Raw genomic sequence first — 20,841 nt, forward strand, 5'->3', positions numbered from 1 at the left:
TCGCGGGGTGCGTGTCATCGACCTGAACGCGGACCTCGGCGAGGGGGACGGCCCGTGGCGTCTCGAGCCGTCGGCGGACGACGCGCTGCTGACCCTCGTCTCGAGCGCGAACGTCGCCGCGGGGTTCCACGGCGGTGACTCCGCGACGATGGCCGCGACCTGCGCGGCGGCGCTTCAGCGCGGTGTCGCCGTGGGGGCGCACCCGTCGTACGACGACCGCGAGGGGTTCGGCCGACGGCGTCTCGACGTCCGACCCGAGCTGCTGCGCGCCCAGGTCGCGCACCAGCTCGGCGCGCTCGCTGCGGTGGCCCGGTCGGTCGGTGCACGCGTGACGCACGTCAAGCCGCACGGCGCGCTCTACAACGCGGTGGTGCACGACGAGGTGCAGGCCCGCGCCGTCGTCGAGGCGGTCCTCGCGGTCGACCCCGCACTGGCCGTGCTGGGTCTGCCGGGGTCCCGCGTGCTCGCGGTGGCCCGGGCCGCCGGCCTGCGCATCGTCGCCGAGGCCTTCGTCGACCGCGGCTACGCGCCCGACGGCACGCTGGTCCCGCGTGACCGGCCCGGTGCCCTGGTCACGGACCCTCAGGCGGCTGCCGCCCGCGCCGTGCAGATGGCGGTGCACGGGACCGTCACGGCCGTCGACGGCACGGTCGTCCGGGTCGACGCGCTGTCGCTCTGCCTGCACTCCGACACCCCCGGGGCCGTGGCCATAGCGACCGCCGTGCGCGCCGCGCTGGACGCCGCGGGCGTCGAGGTCCGGCCGTTCCGCACGGCGGGCGAGGTGCCGCTGCTGCCGGGCGGCGCGGCGCAACCCCGCACCGGCGGTGCGCAGCGGGTGCGCCCTGACGACGTCGCCGCGCCCCGCGTGCGCCCCGACGACCTCCCGGCGCCCCGCGTACGTCCCGACGACCTCCCGGCGCCCGACCCGCGCGACGCCGTGCTGGACGCGGGCGATGCCGCGACGGACCGACCCGGCGAGGCTCGGGCGCCGCGTGATGGAGCGCGCGGCGAGGGACCAGCTCGGTGAGCGGTGCCGCCGGGACGGACGCGCCCGGGACGGACGCGAGAGGCCGCACGCCCCGGGTCCTGCCGTGCGGTGAGGACGCGGTCCTCGTCGAGCTCGCGGACCTCGACGGGGTGTCCGCCCTCGCGGACGTGCTCCGGACCGACCCTCCGCCCGGCGTGGTCGACGTCGTGCCCGCGGCGCGCACGGTCCTCGTGCGTGGGGACGTGCGGCGTCGCGCGGTGTGGCTGGCGGCCGTGACCCGCGCCGCCGTCGCCGGACCTGCCGCCGACGGACCCGCCGCGGGCGACCGGCCGACCGGTCGGGTCGTCGACATCCCGGTCGTCTACGACGGGCCCGACCTGGCGCAGGTCGCCCGTGCGACGGGCCTGTCCGTCGAGGAGGTGGTGGCGCGGCACCTCGCAGGCGGTCCCGGCGGGTACCGCGTCGCGTTCGGCGGGTTCGCCCCCGGGTTCGCGTACGTGGTGGGTGTCGACCCGCGGTTGCACGTCCCACGGCTCGCGACGCCCCGCACCCGCGTGCCGGCGGGCGCGGTCGCCCTCGCGGGCGACTACACCGCGGTCTACCCGGCGGCGTCACCCGGCGGCTGGCAGCTGCTGGGCACGACGTCCGTCGCGATGTTCGACGTCGGCCGCGGGCGGGACGCGGCGGCCCTGCTGAGGCCGGGTGACGTCGTGCGGTTCGTGCCCGCGCCGGCCGTCCCGCGGGCGGTCGCGGCGCCACGCGCAGCGCCACCGTCGGCCGCACCACACGCCCCGGGCCGCACCGTCGCACAGGACAGCACCGTCGCCCCGGACAACACCGTCGCCCCGGGCAGCCCCATCGACCCGGACAGCCAAGTCGCCCCGGACAGCCCCGTCGCCCCGCCCTCACCCGTCGCCCCGTCCCCACCCGTCGCCCCGCCCTCACCCGTCGCCCCGTCCCCACCCGTCGCCCCGCCCTCACCCGTCGCCCCGTCCCCACCCGTCGCCCCGCACGCGGGCGCGCGGGCGGTGACGGTGCTCGCCACCGGGCCGCTGCTGTTGCTGCAGGACCTCGGCAGACCGGGCCTGGCGGCGGTCGGGGTGCCGCGCTCCGGCGCCGCCGACCCGGACGCGCTGCGGCGTGCGAACCGGCTCGTCGGCAACCGGCCCTCCGCGGCGGGGCTCGAGGTCGTGCTGGGCGGCCTGGTGCTGCGGTGCACGGCGACCACGGCCCTCGCCCTGACCGGTGCGCCGGTGGCCGCGGACCTCGACGGTGCGGCGGTGCCGCACGGTGCTGCGATCCGCGCCCCCGCGGGTGCCGTGCTGCGGCTCGGGTCGCCGCCGGAGGGCCTGCGCACCTGGGTGGCGGTGCGTGGGGGCCTCGCCGTGCCGAGCGTGCTCGGGTCGCGCTCCGCCGACGTCCTGTCGGGGCTCGGGCCGGCGGCGGTGCGACAGGGGGACGTGCTGCCGCTGGGGGACGACGTCGACGGCCTGCCGGAGCCGGCGCTGCCGGACGGTCCCGTCCCTGCCGTCGAGGTCCACGGTGTCGAGGTCCACGGTGTCGCGATCCCGGGCGTCGCGGTCCCGGGCGTCGCGGGCCCTGATGTCGAGGTCCCCGGCCACGTCCTGCTCCCGGCGTCGGACGGTCCTCGGCTGGACCACCTCGACGCCCGCGGCCGCGCGGCCCTGTGGGCGACGGTCTGGGACGTGTCGCCCGCGAGCAACCGGGTCGCCGTGCGGCTGGCGGGCGCGCCGCTGATGCGCCGGGCGCTCGGGGAGCTGCCGTCCGAGGGCCTGGTCGCCGGGGCGGTCCAAGTGCCGCCCGACGGTCAGCCGGTGGTGTTCGGCGCGGACCACCCCGTGACCGGTGGCTACCCGGTGGTCGCCGTGCTGACGCGCGAGGGCCGGGCGCGCGCGGCACAGCTGCGCCCCGGGCAGCGCGTGCGCCTGACCAGAACTGACGTCCCGCCGATCCATCCCTCGTGACCAGCGACGACGTCGCCGGACCGCTCGCGGAGCGTAGGTAAGGCTGTGCTAAGTTCTCGCCTGCCGCGGCTCGTCCGCCGTCGTCCCCCTCCCGAGGAGCACAGGTGAAGCACGTCCGTCCCCGCACCGTCCTGGCCGCGCTCGCGGCGACCGTCGCGCTCGCCCTGTCGGGGTGCAGCGCGTCGTCCTCCGCGGCGCCGGCCGCATCGGCGCCGGCGAGCGACGCCACCGAGGACGCGTCGTGGCCCCGCACGGTCACCCACGAGCAGGGCGAGCTCACGCTCGACGCCGCGCCGCAGCGGATCGTGTCGACGACGCCGTCGGCGACCGGCACGCTCCTGGCGATCGGCGCCCCGGTCGTGGCGAGCGCCGCGACAGCGCCGGGCACGGCCGTCGCGGACGAGGACGGGTTCTTCCGCCAGTGGGGCGACGTGGCGCGCGAGCGCGGCGTCGAGGTGCTCTACCCGAATCTCGAGCTCGACCTCGAGGCGATCATCAGCGCGGAGCCCGACCTGGTCGTGGTCTCCACCTCGGGTGCCGACTCCGTGCTCGACCAGTACGAGCAGATCGCCGAGCTGTTCCCGACGGTCGTCGTCAACTACTCGGACAAGTCGTGGCAGGACCTGGCCACCGACCTCGGGGAGATCACCGGTCACGAGGACGGCGCGGCCGACGCGATCGCCGACTTCGACGCGTACGTCGCCGAGGCGGCCGAATCCCTGACCCTGCCGGACGGTCCGGTGTCCGTCGTCTCCTACAACGGCCCCACCGACGACTCGGCGATCGCCAAGGAGACGTCCCCCTGGGCGGGCATCCTGGGTGACCTGGGCCTCGAGGTCGTCGGCGCCCCCGACGAGCTCGACACCTCGGAGCAGGTGCGTCAGGACGTCGCGTGGGTCTCCTTCGAGAACCTCACCGCGGCGATCACGGGTACGCAGGTGTGGCTGCTGTCCGGCACCCCCGACGACGTCGCCGAGCTCACCGCGGAGCCGACCCTGCAGAACCTGGAGGCGGTGACCACCGGCCAGGTGTTCGAGCTGGGTCCGACCTCGTTCCGCCTCGACTACTACAGCGCGACCGCGCTGGTGGACACGGTCGTCGGGCACCTGGGCTGACCGACCCGTGCCCGTCGCGTCCGACGCACCGCAGCGCACGAGCCCGGCGCCGACCACCGGTCGGCGCCGGGCCGCGCTGGTGCTCACGGGTGCCCTCCTGCTGGTGCTCACCGCGGCGAGCCTGGCCCTGGGGTCCCGCACCGTCCCGCTGCACGAGACGTGGACGGCGTTCACGGCGTACGACGCGACCAACGACCTGCACCTGGTCGTACGGGAGCTGCGGGTGCCGCGCACCGCGCTGGTGCTGCTGGTCGGCGTGGCCCTGGGGCTGTCGGGTGCGGTCCTGCAGGCGGTCACGCGCAACCCGTTGGCGGAGCCCGGGCTGCTGGGGGTGAGCGGCGGCGCCGCGGCCGCGATCGTCGTGGGCATCGCCTTCTTCGGTGCGACGACGGTCGCGGGCTACGTCTGGTTCGGGTTCGCCGGCGCCGGCGCCGCGGCGGTCGCCGTGTTCCTGCTGGGCCGCGCGCACGACGCCGGCACCAACCCGGTGCGGCTGGTGCTGGCCGGCGCCGCGTTGTCGATCGTCCTGGCCGCGCTGACCCAGCTCGTCGTGCTGAACACCGGCGACCGCGTGCTGCAGGCGCTGCGGCAGTGGATGACGGGGTCGTTCCAGGGTCGCGGGGCCGAGGTGGTGCCCGTGGTCGCCGGGGCCGTGCTGCTCGGCGCGCTCGTGTGCGTCGCGGTCGCGCCCGGGCTCAACGCGATGAGCCTGGGCCAGGACCTCGCGACCGCGCTCGGGCTCGACCTGCGTCGCACCGTCGTGCTCGCCACCGTCGCGGTGCTGGTGCTCGCCGGGGCGGCGACGGCAGCGGCGGGCCCGGTCGCGTTCCTCGGCCTGGCGGCACCCCACGCGGCGCGCCTCGTCGTGGGCCCCGACCAGCGGCGCGTCCTGCCGGCGTCGGCCCTGGCGGCCACGGTCCTGCTGCTGGTGGCCGACGTCGCCGGGCGCCTGGTGGACCACCCGCAGGAGGTCGGGGCCGGGGTCATGGCAGCCCTCGTCGGCGGGCCCGTGTTCGTCGCGCTGGCGCGCCGACGCAGGTTCGTGCGCCTGTGACCGCCACGCCCGCCCCGGCCGGCACGGGCACCGTCGCCGCGCCGTCGGTCACCCTGCGCCGCGGCCCTCTGTCCTGGCGCCTGCACCCGCGCACCGTGACCGTGTGCGTGCTGCTCGGCGTGCTGCTGCTGGTCGTCGCGGTCCTGGCCCTGGGCACCGGCTCGCTCGCGCTGTCCCCGGCGCGCGTCGTGGACGTCCTGCTGGGGCGCGGGGACACGACGGCGAGCACGGTCGTCACCCGCATCCGTGCGCCGCGCGTGCTGACCGGGATCCTGGTCGGCGCCTGCCTGGGCGTCGCCGGTGCGGTGCTGCAGTCGCTGTCGCGCAACCCGCTGGGCTCCCCGGACGTCATCGGGTTCACCGCGGGCGCGGCGACCGGTGCGGTCGTGCAGATCGTCCTGGTGGGCGCGGGGCCGGGAGCCACGGCGGCCGCCGCGGTCGGCGCGGGCGTGCTCACCGCGCTCGTCGTGTACGGGCTGTCGGTCCGCCGTCGCGTGAGCGGGTCGTCGCGCATCGTCCTGGTGGGCATCGGGGTCGGCGCCGTCCTCGAGGCCGTGACGAGCCTGGTGATGTCCCGCGGTGACATCGACGACGTGGCCGGTGCGCAGGTCTGGCTCGCCGGCTCGGTGAACGGGCGCACCTGGGACCACGTCACCACCGTGGCCGTCGCCCTCGTGCTCGTGCTGCCCGTGGTGCTGGCGCACGCCCGGCACCTCGACCTCCTGGCCATGGGCGACGACACCGCCCAGCAGCTCGGTGCACGGGTGGAGCGCACCCGCCTGGTGCTGGTGCTGGCGTCCGTGACCCTCGCGGCGGCCGCGACCGCTGCGGCCGGTCCCATCGCGTTCGTCGCGCTGGGGGCACCGCAGCTGGTGCTGCGCCTGACGCGCTCCCCGCGGGTGCCCGTGCTCTCGGCGGGTCTGCTGGGAGCGGTCCTGCTCGTCGCCACCGACCTGGTGACCCAGCGGCTGCCGTTCGCGGCCGCCGTGCCGATCGGGCTGATGACCGGCCTGCTCGGCGGCGTGTACCTGCTGTGGCTGCTGACCCGGCCGGGGAGGATCTGACCCGTGCCGCCCGACGAGAGGACCCCATGACCACGCTCGCGGCCCGCGGCGTGACGCTCGGCTACGACGGCCGGACCGTCTCGACCGACCTCGACGTCGAGATCCCGGACGGATCGTTCACGGCGATCATCGGCCCCAACGCCTGCGGCAAGTCCACGCTGCTGCGCGCCCTGTCGCGCCTGCTCGCGCCCACGGCCGGCCGGGTCGTGCTCGACGGCCGGGAGATCCGCGAGTACTCGACGCGGGACGTGGCGCGTCGCCTGGGTCTGCTGCCGCAGTCGTCGCTCGCCCCCGACGGCATCACGGTCGCCGACCTCGTGGGCCGCGGGCGGTTCCCGCACCAGTCCTTCCTGCGGCAGTGGTCGCCCGACGACGAGCGGGCCGTGCGCGAGGCGATGGCCGCCACCGGTGTCGCCGAGCTCGCGGACGTGCCCGTCGACCAGCTCTCCGGCGGCCAGCGGCAGCGGGTCTGGCTGGCGCTGGTGCTCGCGCAGCAGACGCCGCTGCTGCTGCTGGACGAGCCCACGACGTTCCTCGACGTGGCGCACCAGATGGAGGTCCTCGGCCTGTGCCGTCGCCTGCACGCGACCGGGCGCTACACGATCGTCGCGGTGCTGCACGACCTGACGATGGCGTTCCGGTACGCCGACCACGTCATCGCCATGAAGGACGGGCGCGTGGTCGCCTCCGGCCCGGTCGAGGAGGTCGCGACCGCCGAGCTGGTCGGGGAGGTCTACGACATCCGCTGCCTGTGCCTGCCCGACCCGGTCACGGGACGACCCGTCGTCGTCCCGGTCGACCCGGACCATGAGCTCCCCGACGACGTCCCCGCCGGCGCCCTCGCCGACGGACCACCCACCCGCCTCCCCGGACGGACCGCATGACCGACCACGACCGCTCCCACCTGCCCGTCGCCGCGCGTGTCGTGGCCGTCACCGACCTCACGCCGCGCATGCGCCGTGTCACCTTCGCCGGGCCGGAGGTCGAGGCCTACCTGTCCGGCCGGTCGGTGCCCAACGTCAAGCTGTACTTCCCCCGGCCGGACGGTGAGCTGGACCTGCCCGAGCGTGCCGGCCACCGGTACACCTGGCAGCCGGGGCAGCGCGAGCGGGTGCGCACCTACACGGTGCGCCGCGTGCACCCCGACGGGTCCGCGATCGACGTGGACCTGGTCCGCCACGGGGACGCGGGCGTGGCGTCCGCGTGGGTGGAGCGGGTGCGTGTCGGTGACCGGCTGGGGCTGCTGGGCGGCGGCGGCCTGGTGCCCGGCCTGTGCGACTGGCTGCTGCTGGTGGCGGACGAGACGGGGCTGCCGGCCGCTGCGGCCATCCTCGAGGCGCTGCCCGGCACGACGCGCGGCGTCGCGCTGCTCGAGGTCGCCGACGCCGCCGAGGAGCAGGTGCTCGCCGGACCGTCGGGTGTGCAGGTGCGCTGGCTGCACCGCGACGGCGCGCAGCCGGGCACGACGACGCTGCTGCAGGACGCGATGGCTGACGTGGACCTCCCGGGCGACGGTGGTGCGCGGGTGTGGGTGTCCGCGGAGTCGCAGGTGGTGCGGTTCGCGCGCGGGCACCTGCGTGACCTGGGCTTCGACCGGCGACGCCAGCTCGTCATCGGGTACTGGCACCGCGGGCTGAGCGAGGTCGGGTACGCGGTGGAGTCGGACCACGACCGGGTGGACGGCGAGCTCGAGGTCGAGGCCGCGGCGGCCCGGCCGTGACGCCGTGACCCCGGACGCCGTGACCCCGCACGCCGTGACCCGCCCCGCTGAGCGTCCGGCCCCGCGTGTGCACGAGGCCGCCGGCTGGCGGTTCGACGAGCGGCACCCGGTCGCCCCGCCCGGGGTGCCGGTGCCGCGCGTGGTGGGCCCGGTCGAGCGTGCGTGGGCCGGTGCCGACCACGACGGGCGCCGGGACCTGCTGGCCCGGCTGCGCGCCGCGGGCTCGCCGGTCGTCGTCGACGAGGGCGGCACGTGCACGCTGACGTGGTGGTACGAGGACGGGGACGCCCGGGCCGTGGTGCTGGCGGCGAACGGGCTGCTGGACCACCGGGACGTCGGGGCGAGCGAGCTGGTGCCCCTGCGGGGCAGCGACGTCTGGACGATCACGTACCGGCTGCCGAGCGACTGGCGCGGGTCGTACGTGCTGACGACGCACCGGGGTGAGGGACCGCCGCCGTGGCGCACCGCGGACGACCGGCGCGCGGTCCGGCTGGCCGCGATGGCCGGCCGGCCCGACCCCGCCAACCCCCGGGTCATGGGGACCATGCACGATGCGGCGGTGTCCGTGGCGCAGGGCCCTGCGGCCCCGCCGCACCGCTGGTGGGTGCCGGGCCGCCCGACACCGCCGGCCGAGCTCGTCCTGCCGGCGACGGCGCACCGGCGGGCCCGGCGCGTCTGGCTGCACACCACGCCGGGCCTGCCGGACGACCGTGAGGCGCCGCTGCTGGTCGTCCACGACGGCCAGGTGTGGGCGCGGTCCGTGCCGCTGGCCGCGTCGCTCGACGCAGCGGTCGCGGACGGCGCCCTGCCGCCCCTGCGGGCGGTGCTCGTCGACTCCGGCACGGTGGCCACGCGCTGGGACGAGCTGGGGGTGCCGGGCGGGACGACGCGGTTCGTCCTCGACGACCTGCTGCCCGTGCTGGCCGGACGCTGGGCGCTGCCGGCCGACCCCACGCGCGTCGTGGCGACCGGCGCGAGCTTCGGCGGGCTGGGCGCGCTGTGGCTGGTGGCCCTGGGCGGCGACCGGGTGGGCGCGGCGCTGGCGCAGTCCCCGTCGCTGTGGCGGTTCGACCTGCGGGACGTGCTGCGTGCCGCTCCCCGGCACGTGCGGGTGGCGCTGCAGGCCGGGGTCCACGAGCCGGAGGTGCTGCGCGGCACGCGCGAGCTGGCGGCCGCGCTCGTGGCGGACGGCCGGTCGCCGCACGTCGTCGAGGTCACGGGCGGGCACGACTGGGCGTGGTGGTGGCCGGGGATGCTCGACGGGCTCACGCGGTTGCTGCCGCCGGACCCGTGCGACGGCGCCGCCGACCCGACGCGCGTCGCCGGAATCACCTCGCCGGCGGGACCTACGTCCTGCTGAGCGGCCGCGCGAGACCACTCAGGACCGCACATGTGGGCGTGTCGCGCGTGTTGGACCACAACATGTTGTGTCGTTCGGCGTTGGCTGGTGTTCCACTCAGAGGGACGCAGCAGCACACCGAAGGAGCGCACGCATGTCGCAGCAGGGCCGTACCGGCACTCCGGTCGTCGTCGAGGTCGGGTCGACCGTCGGCGAGTACCTCGACCGCAGCGACTGGCGGGTGAACGCGAACGCCAACCAGGGGTACTCCCTCGGCGGCATGATCCTCAACACCGCGGGGAAGGTCGTCGCCAACTACTGGCTGAGCGAGATCTACCCGGCGGAGGTCGGCCAGGCGCACCGGGACGGCGACCTGCACATCCACGACCTCGACATGCTCTCCGGCTACTGCGCCGGCTGGTCGCTGCGCACGCTGCTGCAGGAGGGCCTCAACGGCGTCCCCGGCAAGGTCGAGGCGCGCCCGCCGAAGCACTTCAGCGCCGCGATCGGCCAGATCGTCAACTTCCTCGGGACGATGCAGAACGAGTGGGCCGGGGCGCAGGCGTTCAGCAGCTTCGACACGTTCATGGCGCCGTACGTGCGGCTCGACGCCCTGACCTACACCGAGGTCCGCCAGGGCATCCAGGAGCTGATCTACAACCTGAACGTGCCGTCGCGCTGGGGCACGCAGACGCCGTTCACCAACCTCACGTTCGACTGGACGTGCCCGGCGGACCTGGCCGACCAGACGCCGTTCGTCGCGGACGAGCCGTGCGACTTCACGTACGGCGACCTGCAGGCCGAGATGGACATGATCAACCGCGCCTACATGGAGGTCATGACCGAGGGTGACGCGTCGGGCCGGGTCTTCACCTTCCCGATCCCGACGTACAACATCACGAAGGACTTCCCCTGGGAGTCCGAGAACGCGCAGCGGCTGTGGGCGATGACGGCCAAGTACGGGCTGCCGTACTTCCAGAACTTCATCAACTCCGACATGGAGCCCGGCGACGTGCGCTCGATGTGCTGCCGCCTGCAGCTGGACCTGCGGGAGCTGCTCAAGCGCGGCAACGGCCTGTTCGGGTCGGGTGAGCAGACCGGCTCGATCGGCGTCGTCACCATCAACTGCGCGCGCCTGGGCTTCACGCACCCCGGTGACGAGGAGGGCCTGCTGGCCGACCTGGACCGGCTGCTGGGCCTGGCGCGCACCTCCCTGGAGCTCAAGCGCACCACCATCCAGCGGCTCATGGACGACGGCCTGTTCCCGTACTCGCGGCGCTACCTCGGCTCGCTGGACAGCCACTTCTCGACCATCGGCGTCAACGGCCTGAACGAGATGATCCGCAACTACACCGGTGACCTGTACGACATCACCGACGAGCGCGGCCACGCCATGGCGCTGCGCGTGCTCGACCACGTGCGCGCGCGCATGGTCGAGTTCCAGGAGGAGACGGGCAACCTCTACAACCTGGAGGCGACCCCGGCGGAGGGCACGACGTACCGCTTCGCCAAGGAGGACAAGAAGCGCTTCCCGACGATCCTGCAGGCCGGGACGCCGGACCACCCGTACTACACCAACTCCTCGCAGCTGCCGGTGGGCTTCACCGACGACCCGTTCGAGGCCCTCGAGCGTCAGGACGAGCTGCAGACGCGGTACACCGGCGGGACCGTGCTGCACCTGTACATGTCGGAGCGCATCTCCACGCCGGAGGCGTGCCGCGAGCTGGTGCGGCGGGCCCTGACGCGGTTCCGGCTGCCGTACCTGACCGTCACCCCGACGTTCTCGATCTGCCCGGCCCACGGGTACCTGGCCGGTGAGCACCACGTGTGTCCCACGTGCGAGGAGGACGGCGTCACCACGACCTGCGAGGTGTGGACGCGGGTCATGGGCTACCACCGGCCCGTGAGCTCCTTCAACATCGGCAAGCAGGGCGAGCACGCCGAGCGCGTGCCGTTCCGCGAGCCCGCGGGGGCGCGGGCGTGACACCCGACGACACCGGGTCCGGGCGCACCGTGCGGGGTGCGCCCGGACCGGCGCGTCCCCACCCGTCGGCCCCCGACGCAGCCCCCGACGCGGGTGCCGACACCCTGCAGATCGCTGGTCTGGTGCCGCTGTCCACGGTCGACTGGCCGGGCCGGCTGGTCGCCACGGCGTTCCTGCAGGGCTGCCCCTGGCGCTGCACCTACTGCCACAACAGCGCGATCCTCGACCCGTGCCTGCCCGGTGTGGTGCCGTGGTCGGACGTCACCGACCTGCTGGCCCGGCGACGCGGCCTGCTCGACGGGCTGGTCCTGTCGGGTGGGGAGCCCACGCGCCAGGCGGGGGTCGTGGCCGCCGCGCGCCAGGTCAAGGACGCCGGGTTCCTCGTGGGGCTGCACACGGCCGGCGCGTACCCGGCGCGGCTGCCCGCGCTGCTCCCGTACGTCGACTGGGTCGGGCTGGACGTCAAGGCGCCCGCCCACCTGTACCGGGCGATCACCCGCACGGGCGGCCCGACGACGGCCGCCGACAAGGCGTTCGCGTCCCTGCGGCTGGTCCTCGACAGCGGCGTCGACGTGCAGGTCCGCACCACGGTCGACCCGACGGTGCTGATGGACGAGGACGTCGCCGAGCTCAGCACGCTGCTGGCCGACCTGGGGGTGCGCGACCACGTGCTGCAGCAGGTCCGCCCGGACGGGACGACGGACGAGTACCGGCGGGCCCTGGCGACGCTGCCGCGCGAGCGGCTGCACCGGGCCTGAGAGGCGGGTGTCAGGGTCGGACGTCGGGCCCGGGCCGCAGGACGTAGACCACCGACGGCTCACCGTCGGCGGTCCGCGACGGGATCGCGTCGACCAGCCAGTCGTCGACGTGGTACCCGGCCCAGGGCATCGCACCCGACAACGGGTCGGGCGGCACGGTGACCGGCTCGTCGTGCGACTCCGCCTGCGCGTCCGCCAGCAGGTCCCACGCCACGCGGCCGCGGTCCTCGCCGTCGGCGGCGACCTCCGCGGCCCAGCCGGCCCCGTGCGGGTGGGCGGCCACCAGGCGCCCACCGATCAGCGGGACGTCGCGCGGGAAGCCGTCGGGCAGCCGTGCGTCCAGCCGCCGCTCGGCGGGGGCGACCGTCAGCTCCCACGGTCCGGCCGCGCCGTGCGCGGTGCCGGCGGCGTCGACGGCGGTCACCCACACGTCGTACTCGCCCGGCAGCAGCGGACCGGAACCGTCGCACGCCGCCAGGCCCATCGGGGTCCGCTGCGCGATCGGGCCCGGGCCGCCGTCCACCAGGGACTGCGTCCAGAACGTCTTGCTGCCCCGCAGCGCGTGCAGGGTCGTCCCGGGGTCGTCCACGGGCGGACGGTCGGTGCCGTACATCTCGGCGAGCAGCTGCCCGGAGGGTGTCGGCGCGTGGTCGACCGGCTGCTGCGCCGTCGCGACGACGACCTCCTTGCGCGTCACCAGGAACCGCAGGCGGGACGGGTCCGTGGTCGCGGCGGGCAGCTCCGAGACGGCCACCACCAGGTCGATGCTGTCGGCCTGCCAGGTGCCGACGCCGCCGTCGTTGCCCGGGCCGCCGACCGTCTCCGTGCCGTCGGCGGCCGCGAACCCCAGGTCGACCCCCAGCGTGTCGTCCGCGCCGGACGGCAGCGTCGCCACCGAGGACCGGCACGTGCCCGGGTCGGCGTCCGGGTCCGCGGCGGGGGACAGGTCGGCCGTCAGCTGCGGGCCCACCAGGACCACCGCACCGGCGGCGCTCGCGGCCACCGTGACGGTGCCGGCCGCGCGGGTCGCCCGTCGCCGGCGCACCCGGCTCGCGAGCCGGTGGACGGTGGCGACGGTCGTGCCGTCGTCGGGGTCCCCGAAGGCGCTCGCGTGCGCGGCGGCGTCGGCGACGTCGTGCAGCGCGAGACCCAGCCGTGTGCTCATCGTGACCTCCGGACGTCGACGAGGACCTCGTCGATGTGGTGCGCGGGCTCCTCGTCGGCGAGCGAGCCCAGGCGCGACTCCAGCGTGCGGGTGGCGTCCGACAGGTACCGCTTCACGGTGCCGACGGACAGGGAGAGGGCGTCGGCCACCTGGGCGACCGTCATGTCCTCGAAGTGGCGCAGGACGATGCACGCGCGCTCGCGGGGCGGCAGCAGCGCGAGCGCCTGCTGCACAGCCATGCGCGTGGTGACCACGGGCTCCGGCCCGGCGTCCGGCCCGTCGGGCGGCGTGGGCTCGGGCACGGCGGCGAGGTGCCGGATCGTGGCCCAGTGCCGCCGGCGGCGGAACCCGTCGACGTACGTCGTGAGGATCGCGCGGCGCACGTACGCCTCGGCGCACGCGACCTCCCGCGTCCCACGGCCGCGGGTGAAGGTGCGGACCAGGGCGTCCTGCACCAGGTCCTCCGCCTCGCGCGCGTCACCCGTCAGCAGGTACGCGTACCCGACGAGCGCGCGGCCGCGCGTGCGGACGAGCTCGTCCAGCGCATCCGGCCAGGGCGTCACGGTGCTCCCGTCGTCGGCACGGCAGCGCACGGCACGCCCCGTCATCCATGGTGACGGACGAGGCGTCCGAAACGTTGGGTCTCGCGCACCGAATCACGAGAACGATGAGGGATGAACCCCGGCGGGTGCTTGAATGCACCTCGACGCCACAGCCGGGAGGACGTCGATGGACGTGCAGGTCACCACCGAGGACTTCGGCGTGCGCACGGTGCTGCACGTCACGGGCGAGATCGACGTCGCCTCCGCCGACCGGCTCCGCGAGCGTGTCTCCGTGCTGCTGTCCGACGGCCGCACCGACCTGGTCGTCGACCTGACCGGCGTGACGTTCATGGACTCCACCGGCCTGGGTCTGCTGGTGGGCGCCCTCAAGCGCGCGCGCCTGCTCGGCGGCCGGCTCGTGCTCGTCGTGGACTCCGAGCGGCTGCTCAAGGTCTTCCGCATCACCGGCCTGACGCAGGTGTTCACCATCCACGACACGCTGGTGGGCGCGCTCGCGTCCTGAGGCCCGGCGTCCCGGACGTCTCGACAGGTGCGATCTACGTCACACCTGTCGCTAGACTCGCCGGGTTCGCCGGCAACGGGGCCGGGCGGCCCGGCGCGCTCAGGGGGCGGCGCCGGTGTGTCGAGGAGGATGCATGGAGCTCGGTACCACGAGCATCACGATCGTCGCGGCGATCGCCGTCGTCGGACTGGCCGCCCTCGTGGTCGCCGCCGTGCTGCGCCGCCAGGTGCTCGCGGCGGGCGAGGGCACGGCCTCGATGCAGGAGATCGCCCAGGCGGTGCAGGAGGGTGCGTCGGCCTACCTGAGCCGGCAGTTCCGGACCCTCGCGCTGTTCGCCGCGATCGTCTGCGCCCTGCTCTTCCTGCTGCCGGGGGACAGTGGGGTCAAGCTCGGGCGTTCCATCTTCTTCCTCGTCGGGGCCGGGTTCTCCGCCGCGATCGGGTTCCTCGGCATGTGGCTGGCCACGCGCGCCAACGTGCGCGTCGCGGCCGCCGCGTCGGGGCCGGACGGTCGCGCGGAGGGCGCCCGGATCGCGTTCCGCACCGGCGGCGTCGTCGGCATGGCCGTCGTCGGGCTCGGTCTGCTCGGTGCGGCGCTGGTCGTGCTGGTCTACCGCGGGGACGCCCCGGCGGTGCTCGAGGGCTTCGGGTTCGGCGCCGCCCTGCTCGCCATGTTCATGCGTGTCGGCGGCGGCATCTTCACCAAGGCCGCCGACGTCGGTGCCGACCTGGTCGGCAAGGTCGAGCAGAACATCCCGGAGGACGACCCCCGCAACGCCGCGACGATCGCCGACAACGTCGGAGACAACGTCGGCGACTGCGCGGGCATGGCCGCCGACCTGTTCGAGTCCTACGCGGTCACGCTCGTCGCCGCGCTCATCCTCGGGCGTGCGGCGTTCGGCGAGGAGGGCATGGTCTTCCCCCTGATCGTCACCGCGGTCGGGGCGCTCGTCGCCGCGCTCGGCGTGGCGATCACGAAGGTGCGCGGCGCCGAGAGCGGCCTGACGGCCATCAACCGCGGCTTCTACGTCTCGGCGCTCGTCGGTGTCGTGCTCGCCGCCGTCGCCGCGTACGCGTACCTGCCGGCGTCGTTCGCCACGCTCACCGGCGGCACCGCGGGGCTCGAGGGGCACGCGGGCGACCCGCGGCTCGTCGCGTCGGCCGCCGTGCTCATCGGCGTGGTGCTGGCCGGCGTCATCCTGTGGGTCACCGGCTACTTCACCGGCACGACGAGCAAGCCGACGCTGCACGTCGCCCGCACGACGCTCACCGGCCCGGCCACGGTCGTGCTGTCCGGCATCGGCGTGGGCTTCGAGTCCGCGGTGTACACCGCGGGCATCATCGCGGCCGCCATCTGCGGCGTGTTCCTGCTGGCCGGCGGCTCGGTGCCGCTCGCGCTGTTCCTCATCGCGCTCGCGGGCTGCGGCCTGCTGACGACTGTCGGGGTCATCGTCGCGATGGACACGTTCGGCCCGGTCAGCGACAACGCGCAGGGAATCGCGGAGATGTCGGGCGACGTGTCGCCCGAGGGGGCACAGATCCTCACGGACCTCGACGCCGTGGGCAACACCACGAAGGCGGTGACCAAGGGCATCGCGATCGCGACGGCCGTGCTGGCCGCCACGGCGCTGTTCGGCTCCTACGCCGACGCCGTGCGCGAGGCGCTGTCGCAGATCACGGGCGACGTCGGCGGGGACCTCGTCGTCGCGATGATGTCGTACGACATCATCAGCCCGATCACGCTGGTCGGGGTGATCCTGGGCGGCGCGACCGTGTTCCTGTTCTCCGGCCTGGCCGTCGACGCCGTGACCCGCGCGGCGGGCGCCATCGTGTTCGAGGTGCGGCGCCAGTTCCGCGAGCACCCGGGGATCATGACCGGCGAGGTGCGGCCCGAGTACGCGCGCGTCGTCGACATCTGCACCCGCGACTCGCTGCGCGAGCTCGCGACCCCGGGCCTCCTCGCGGCGTTCGCCCCCATCGCCGTCGGCTTCGGGCTCGGCGTCGGGCCCCTCGCGGGCTTCCTGGCCGGTGCCATCGGGTCCGGCGTGCTGATGGCGGTGTTCCTCGCCAACTCCGGCGGCACCTGGGACAACGCGAAGAAGATCATCGAGGACGGCAGCTACGGCGGGAAGGGCTCGCCGGCCCACGCCGCCGCCGTCATCGGCGACACGGTCGGTGACCCGTTCAAGGACACCGCCGGACCGGCGATCAACCCGCTCATCAAGGTCATGAACCTCGTGTCCGTGCTCATCGCACCGGCCATCGTCGCCGTGTCGGTCGGCGACGACGCGAACCACGTGGTGCGGCTGTCCATCGCGCTGGTCGCCACGGCCATCGCGTTCGGCGCGGTCATCGCCTCGCGGCTGCGCGCCGCCCGCGTCGACCGTGAGGGTCGCCTCGAGCACGAGGTCCAGCTGGTTCCCTGAGCGCCGGGTCGCCGCCCTCCTCCGCGCCGCGGGGGAGGGCGGCGCCGCGCTCGGCGAGGTGCCGGGCTCAGCGGCGCAGCGTGTAGGTCAACGTGGTCGGCTCGCTGCTCTCGTCGGCCTGCAGCGTCGACACCAGCGTCAGCGTGCTCGGGCTGCAGGTCGCCGTCGACACGGTCGGCGGCAGGGCCTCGATGGCGTCCTCGGCGGCGCCGTCCGGGACGTCGAGCTCCTCGCCGTCCAGGGTGCCCGTGGTCGTGACCCGCAGGCCGGAGGTGTCGACGTCGGAGATGGTCAGCTGGTCGTCCGCCAGCGACCACGTGCCCGTCAGGTCGCCCGCGGACCGTGACGACGACGACAGCTCGGCACCGTCGGCCGCGATCGTCATCGACGACGTGGAGTCCACGGTGGCGCCGAACCGTCCTCCGGCGGCGAACTCGTACGTCGACGAGCCACCCACGACGACCTCGACCGCGTCCTGGTCGTTCCCCGCCGCGGTCAGCATCCCGCGCAGGTCGTCCTGCATCGCCGCGAGGTCCAGCCGCCAGGTGCCGAGCAGGCAGTCCTGGACGGCGTCGCCCGCGACGGGCGAGTCGTCGCCGGTGGTGGGCGCGGCCGTGGCGCCGGGGGACTGCGTGGTCGCGCCCGCGGTCGTCGGCGCGGGCGGGGCGTCGCCGCCACCGGTGCAGGCCGCCAGCAGCAGCGCGGTCGCGGCGGTCAGGGCCGTCGCTGTCGCACGTGGCACGGTCCGTCCCCTCGTCGTGCGCGCACGCGCAGCGGTTCTCGGTCGCGCCCAACGTACGCCACGCCGCGGGCCGGTACGCTCGCGCGCAACCCGTGGACCGACGGAGGGACGGACGGTGGATGCGAGCGACGTCGGCACCCTGCGGGTGATGACCTACAACCTGCGTGGCCTGCGCGGTGACGTCCGCGCGCTCGTCGACGTCGTCCGGGCCGCGCGACCCGACGTGCTGGCCGTCCAGGAGCCGCCGCGGGGGTGGCGGGGCCGGTGGCTGCTGCGGCGGTTCGCGTCCCGCACGGGGCTGCGCGTGGTGGTCGGCGGACGCGGTGCACGCACGACCGCGCTGCTGGTGGTGCCGCACCGCGCGGTCCGCGGCGCCTCCGCCGTGCGGCTGCCGCTGACGCCGGGGCTCACCCGGCGGGGCGCGGCCACCGCGCTCGTCGACGGGGTGCGGGTCGTCGTCGTGCACCTCGGGCTGCGTGCCGAGGAGCGGGCCCGGCACGTGGACCTGGTCCGGCGTCGCCTGCTGCACGGCGGCGACGGACCGCTCGTCGTCGCCGGCGACCTCAACGAGCGACCCGGCGGCCCGTCGTGGGGCGCGTTCGGTGCGGGCGGGCTGCTGGACGCCGCGAGCGTCGTGGGCGTCGACACGCCCACGTACCCGGCGGACGTCCCGCGGCTGCGCATCGACGTGGTCCTGGCCGACGCCCGGCTCGCGGTGCTCGGCGCCCGCGTGCCGGACGACGCGGGCGCCGGGGTGGCCAGCGACCACCGTCCCCTCGTGGTGGACCTGCGCCTGCCCGTGCCCTGAGCGGTGCGGCCGCCTGGGACGATGGAGCCCGTGAGCGCCACCCCGCAGACCCCCGTCGTCGTCCCCGAGCTCCTCGACGCGCTCCGCGCCGACCTCACCACGGCCGGGTACACCGTCGAGCACGTCGCCGAGCTGCTGGGACCCGTCGCGTCCGGCGCCCTCGACCGCGGCGAGTCGTTGCCCGCGCTGCGCGCCACCGCCCCCGGGGCGCCCGCCGGCGGCGACCCGGCAGCCGTGCTGACCCGGGCCTTCGTGCTCGGGGCGCCGGTGCGGGCCGACGCCCTCGCCGGGGCGCTGCCGACGCTCGGCGTCGAGGGTGCCCGCCGCCTGGGGCTGGTCGACGCGGCCGGCCACGGCTCCGCCGACGAGGTGCGCGCCACGGTCGACCTGCGCCCGTACGCCGCCACGGACGGCACCGGCGAGGCCGCGTGGTGGGTCGCCTCGGACCTGGGCGAGCTCGCCACCGGGGCGGCGCTGCGCACGGACCACGTGCTGGGCGTCGGCGGGGCGTCCGTGACCCTCGCCCAGGCCACGGTCCGCGACCCCCGCCGTCGGGTGCTGGACCTGGGCACCGGCTGCGGCGTGCAGGCGCTGCACGCCAGCCGGCACGCGCAGCACGTCGTCGCCACCGACCTGTCGGCGCGCGCGCTGGCGTTCGCACGCTTCACCACCGCGCTCGCGGGGCTCGGGCCGGACCGCGTCGAGCTGCGCGCCGGGTCGATGCTCGAGCCGGTCGCAGGCGACGCGTTCGACCTGGTCGTCAGCAACCCGCCGTTCGTCATCACCCCGCGGCGCGCCGACGTGCCGGCGTACGACTACCGCGACGGCGGGCGGTCGGGTGACGACCTCGTGCGGGACCTGGTCACCGGCGTCGGCGCCGTGCTCGCGCCCGGCGGGGTCGCGCAGATGCTGGCCAACTGGGAGGTGCGCGACGGCGAGGAGTGGCACGAGCGCATCGGCGCCTGGGTCGACGCCTCCGGGCTGGACGCGTGGGTCGTGCAGCGTGACGAGCAGGACCCGGCGCAGTACGCCGAGACGTGGATCCGCGACGGCGGCACGACACCGGCCGACCGGGACGCGTGGACCTCCCGCTACGGCGCGTGGCTGGACGACCTGGCGTCGCGGGACGTCGCGGCCGTCGGGTTCGGCGTGGTCACGCTGCGTCGTCCGGTCGACGGGCCGCCGACCCTGCGACGCCTGGAGTCGGTCACCGGCTCGGTCCGCCAGCCGCTCGGTCCCGTCATCGCCGCGGGTCTCGCCGCGCACGACCTCGTCAGGGGCCTGTCCGACACCGCGCTGGCGGACCTGCGGCTGGTGCACGCCCCCGACGTCACCGAGGAGCGCTACCTCCAGCCCGGTGCGTCCGACCCGCGCGTCGTGCTCCTGCGGCAGGGCGGCGGGTTCGGTCGCACCGTGCAGGTCGGCACCGCCCTGGCCGCGTTCGTCGGCGCCTGCGACGGGGAGCTCACCGCGGGGCAGATCATCGGCGCGCTGGGCGCGCTGCTCGACGTCCCCGCGTCGGACGTCGCCGCCGACGTCCTGCCGACGGTCCGCGGCCTGCTCGCCGACGGGCTGCTCACGCCCGCCTGACCGGCCCCGCCCGCCCCGACCGCGGGCGTGGGCCGCGTCGTCCCCACCCTCGGGCGACCACCGTGCGTCCCACCCGGGGCGCTGCGCCCCGGGCGCGGTACCCGCTGGTCGTAGGCTCGCCCTGGCCGCGGCGGCGCGGCCGGGAGTGCAGGAGGCACGATGACGACGCAGGACCACGGCGGGACGCCCACGGTCGCGGTGCTCGGCGGCGGGGTGATGGGCGGCACGCTCGTGGCCGCGCTGCGCACGGGCGGCTGGCCGGGGGACCGCATCACGGTGGCCGACCAGGACGTCGCGCGGGCGGCCGCGCTCGCCGAGGAGCACGGCGTGCGGACGGCGGGCAACGACGACGCGGTCGCCGGGGCGGACGTCGTCCTGCTGGCCGTGAAGCCCGACGTCGTGCCGGCCGTGCTGGCGCAGGTCGCGCCCGGCCTGCGCGCCGGTGCGCTGGTCGTCAGCGTCGCCGCCGGCGTGCCGCTGCGGGTGTACGAGGAGGCGCTGCCCGCGGGCACGCCGGTGGTGCGGGTCATGCCGAACACCCCGGCGCTCATCGGCAAGGGCGCGAGCGCGATCGCCCCGGGCCGGGACGCGGACGCGGAGCACCTCGCGCTGGTCGAGCGCATGCTCGCCGCCACGGGCCTGGTCGAGCGGGTCGCCGAGAAGCACCTCGACGCGGTCACCGCGCTGTCCGGTTCGGGGCCGGCGTACGCCTTCTACGTGATCGACGCGCTCGCCGAGGCGGGCGTGCTGCTGGGGCTGCCGCGCGACCTCGCGTCGCGGCTGGCCGTCGCGACCGTCGAGGGGTCCGCGGCGATGGTCGCGCAGACCGGTGACCACCCGGCCGTGCTGCGCGAGCGCGTCTCGTCGCCCGGCGGGACGACGGTCGCGGGCGTCGCGGCGCTCGACGCGCACGCGGTCCGGGCCGGGCTGGTCGCGGGGGTGCGCGCGGCGGCGGAACGGTCGCGCGAGCTCGGCGCGGGCTGAGCGGTGGCTCCGGAACCACGGCCGGCGACGACCGGGCGGCCGGCGTCCCCGCGCA

18 protein-coding genes are annotated in these 20,841 nt (G+C 75.8%); 15 read left to right on the plus strand and 3 right to left on the minus strand.

Annotated features, from left to right (window positions below; all coding sequences use genetic code 11):
* The first annotated feature begins 7 nt into the window (after positions 1-7).
* The 10 genes from J1G43_RS05985 (at position 8) to J1G43_RS06030 (ending at position 12,007) form a co-directional block, all read left to right on the plus strand.
* On the plus strand, positions 8-1,027 hold the full coding sequence (locus J1G43_RS05985; RefSeq protein ID WP_307859493.1) for a 5-oxoprolinase subunit PxpA: 1,020 nt from the start codon (positions 8-10) through the stop codon (positions 1,025-1,027).
* A complete protein-coding gene (locus tag J1G43_RS05990; RefSeq protein WP_207378148.1) occupies positions 1,024-2,973 on the plus strand; it encodes a carboxyltransferase domain-containing protein in 1,950 nt (649 codons plus the stop codon). The genes J1G43_RS05985 and J1G43_RS05990 overlap by 4 nt, the downstream gene beginning before the upstream one ends.
* Before the next feature lie 104 nt (positions 2,974-3,077).
* On the plus strand, positions 3,078-4,088 hold the full coding sequence (gene fepB, locus J1G43_RS05995; RefSeq protein WP_207378149.1) for a Fe2+-enterobactin ABC transporter substrate-binding protein: 1,011 nt from the start codon (positions 3,078-3,080) through the stop codon (positions 4,086-4,088).
* A gap of 7 nt (positions 4,089-4,095) precedes the next feature.
* On the plus strand, positions 4,096-5,142 hold the full coding sequence (locus J1G43_RS06000) for an iron ABC transporter permease (protein ID WP_307859494.1): 1,047 nt from the start codon (positions 4,096-4,098) through the stop codon (positions 5,140-5,142).
* Positions 5,139-6,206: an iron chelate uptake ABC transporter family permease subunit gene (locus J1G43_RS06005; RefSeq protein ID WP_207339155.1), complete on the plus strand. Its 1,068-nt coding sequence runs from the start codon at positions 5,139-5,141 to the stop codon at positions 6,204-6,206. Before J1G43_RS06000 ends, J1G43_RS06005 begins: the two co-directional genes overlap by 4 nt.
* Positions 6,207-6,232: 26 nt before the next feature.
* Positions 6,233-7,090, plus strand: a complete 858-nt coding sequence (locus J1G43_RS06010) for an ABC transporter ATP-binding protein (RefSeq protein WP_207370230.1) — start codon at positions 6,233-6,235, stop codon at positions 7,088-7,090.
* Positions 7,087-7,926: a siderophore-interacting protein gene (locus J1G43_RS06015; protein ID WP_207370231.1), complete on the plus strand. Its 840-nt coding sequence runs from the start codon at positions 7,087-7,089 to the stop codon at positions 7,924-7,926. Before J1G43_RS06010 ends, J1G43_RS06015 begins: the two co-directional genes overlap by 4 nt.
* Positions 7,927-7,930: 4 nt before the next feature.
* Entirely contained in the window at positions 7,931-9,286 is a 1,356-nt protein-coding gene (locus J1G43_RS06020) for an enterochelin esterase domain-containing protein (protein WP_207370232.1), read from the plus strand.
* Between the two features lie 133 nt (positions 9,287-9,419).
* Positions 9,420-11,249: a ribonucleoside triphosphate reductase gene (locus J1G43_RS06025; protein ID WP_207370233.1), complete on the plus strand. Its 1,830-nt coding sequence runs from the start codon at positions 9,420-9,422 to the stop codon at positions 11,247-11,249.
* Complete coding sequence (locus J1G43_RS06030; protein ID WP_307859495.1) at positions 11,246-12,007, plus strand: anaerobic ribonucleoside-triphosphate reductase activating protein; 762 nt, start codon at positions 11,246-11,248, stop codon at positions 12,005-12,007. Before J1G43_RS06025 ends, J1G43_RS06030 begins: the two co-directional genes overlap by 4 nt.
* 10 nt (positions 12,008-12,017) lie before the next feature.
* Here J1G43_RS06030 and J1G43_RS06035 read toward each other — a convergent pair whose 3' ends face one another.
* Both J1G43_RS06035 and J1G43_RS06040 read right to left on the minus strand, forming a co-directional pair.
* The gene (locus J1G43_RS06035) at positions 12,018-13,172 is read right to left on the minus strand and encodes a hypothetical protein (RefSeq protein WP_207370234.1); all 1,155 of its coding nucleotides are present in this window, start codon (positions 13,170-13,172) and stop codon (positions 12,018-12,020) included.
* Complete coding sequence (locus J1G43_RS06040) at positions 13,169-13,735, minus strand: SigE family RNA polymerase sigma factor (protein ID WP_307859496.1); 567 nt, start codon at positions 13,733-13,735, stop codon at positions 13,169-13,171. The genes J1G43_RS06035 and J1G43_RS06040 overlap by 4 nt, the downstream gene beginning before the upstream one ends.
* Positions 13,736-13,901: 166 nt before the next feature.
* Here J1G43_RS06040 and J1G43_RS06045 point away from each other — a divergent pair, with 166 nt between their 5' ends.
* Both J1G43_RS06045 and J1G43_RS06050 read left to right on the plus strand, forming a co-directional pair.
* Positions 13,902-14,237: an STAS domain-containing protein gene (locus J1G43_RS06045; protein WP_207370236.1), complete on the plus strand. Its 336-nt coding sequence runs from the start codon at positions 13,902-13,904 to the stop codon at positions 14,235-14,237.
* A gap of 133 nt (positions 14,238-14,370) precedes the next feature.
* The gene (locus J1G43_RS06050; protein WP_207339147.1) at positions 14,371-16,662 is read left to right on the plus strand and encodes a sodium-translocating pyrophosphatase; all 2,292 of its coding nucleotides are present in this window, start codon (positions 14,371-14,373) and stop codon (positions 16,660-16,662) included.
* 67 nt (positions 16,663-16,729) lie between these two features.
* On the opposite strand, the gene J1G43_RS06055 is transcribed toward J1G43_RS06050, so the two are convergent.
* Complete coding sequence (locus tag J1G43_RS06055; protein WP_207370238.1) at positions 16,730-17,404, minus strand: hypothetical protein; 675 nt, start codon at positions 17,402-17,404, stop codon at positions 16,730-16,732.
* 115 nt (positions 17,405-17,519) lie between these two features.
* On the opposite strand from J1G43_RS06055, the gene J1G43_RS06060 reads away from it, so the two are divergent.
* The 3 genes from J1G43_RS06060 to proC all read left to right on the plus strand — a co-directional run bounded on the left by J1G43_RS06060 (position 17,520) and on the right by proC (position 20,786).
* Positions 17,520-18,212 (plus strand): endonuclease/exonuclease/phosphatase family protein, encoded by a 693-nt coding sequence (locus tag J1G43_RS06060; protein ID WP_207378150.1) that lies wholly within the window; start codon positions 17,520-17,522, stop codon positions 18,210-18,212.
* 21 nt (positions 18,213-18,233) lie between these two features.
* Entirely contained in the window at positions 18,234-19,802 is a 1,569-nt protein-coding gene (locus tag J1G43_RS06065; protein ID WP_207378151.1) for a methyltransferase, read from the plus strand.
* A 159-nt stretch (positions 19,803-19,961) separates the two neighbouring features.
* Positions 19,962-20,786 carry a pyrroline-5-carboxylate reductase gene (gene proC, locus J1G43_RS06070; RefSeq protein WP_207370241.1) on the plus strand — a complete coding sequence of 275 codons (825 nt, stop codon included), beginning with the start codon at positions 19,962-19,964 and terminating at the stop codon, positions 20,784-20,786.
* The last annotated feature ends 55 nt before the right edge of the window (positions 20,787-20,841 follow it).

Origin of the sequence: Cellulomonas sp. zg-ZUI22 (genome assembly GCF_017353535.1) — a bacterium.
Lineage (GTDB): Bacteria > Actinomycetota > Actinomycetes > Actinomycetales > Cellulomonadaceae > Cellulomonas > Cellulomonas wangleii.

Coding starts and splice junctions, on each gene's coding strand:
- J1G43_RS06050 (WP_207339147.1), top strand. CDS start 14,371: ATGGAGCTCGGTACCACGAGCATCACGATCGTCGCGGCGATCGCCGTC.
- J1G43_RS06065 (WP_207378151.1), top strand. CDS start 18,234: ATGGAGCCCGTGAGCGCCACCCCGCAGACCCCCGTCGTCGTCCCCGAG.
- J1G43_RS06010 (WP_207370230.1), top strand. CDS start 6,233: ATGACCACGCTCGCGGCCCGCGGCGTGACGCTCGGCTACGACGGCCGG.
- J1G43_RS06025 (WP_207370233.1), top strand. CDS start 9,420: ATGTCGCAGCAGGGCCGTACCGGCACTCCGGTCGTCGTCGAGGTCGGG.
- J1G43_RS06045 (WP_207370236.1), top strand. CDS start 13,902: ATGGACGTGCAGGTCACCACCGAGGACTTCGGCGTGCGCACGGTGCTG.
- J1G43_RS06015 (WP_207370231.1), top strand. CDS start 7,087: ATGACCGACCACGACCGCTCCCACCTGCCCGTCGCCGCGCGTGTCGTG.
- J1G43_RS06035 (WP_207370234.1), bottom strand. CDS start 13,172: ATGAGCACACGGCTGGGTCTCGCGCTGCACGACGTCGCCGACGCCGCC.
- proC (WP_207370241.1), top strand. CDS start 19,962: ATGACGACGCAGGACCACGGCGGGACGCCCACGGTCGCGGTGCTCGGC.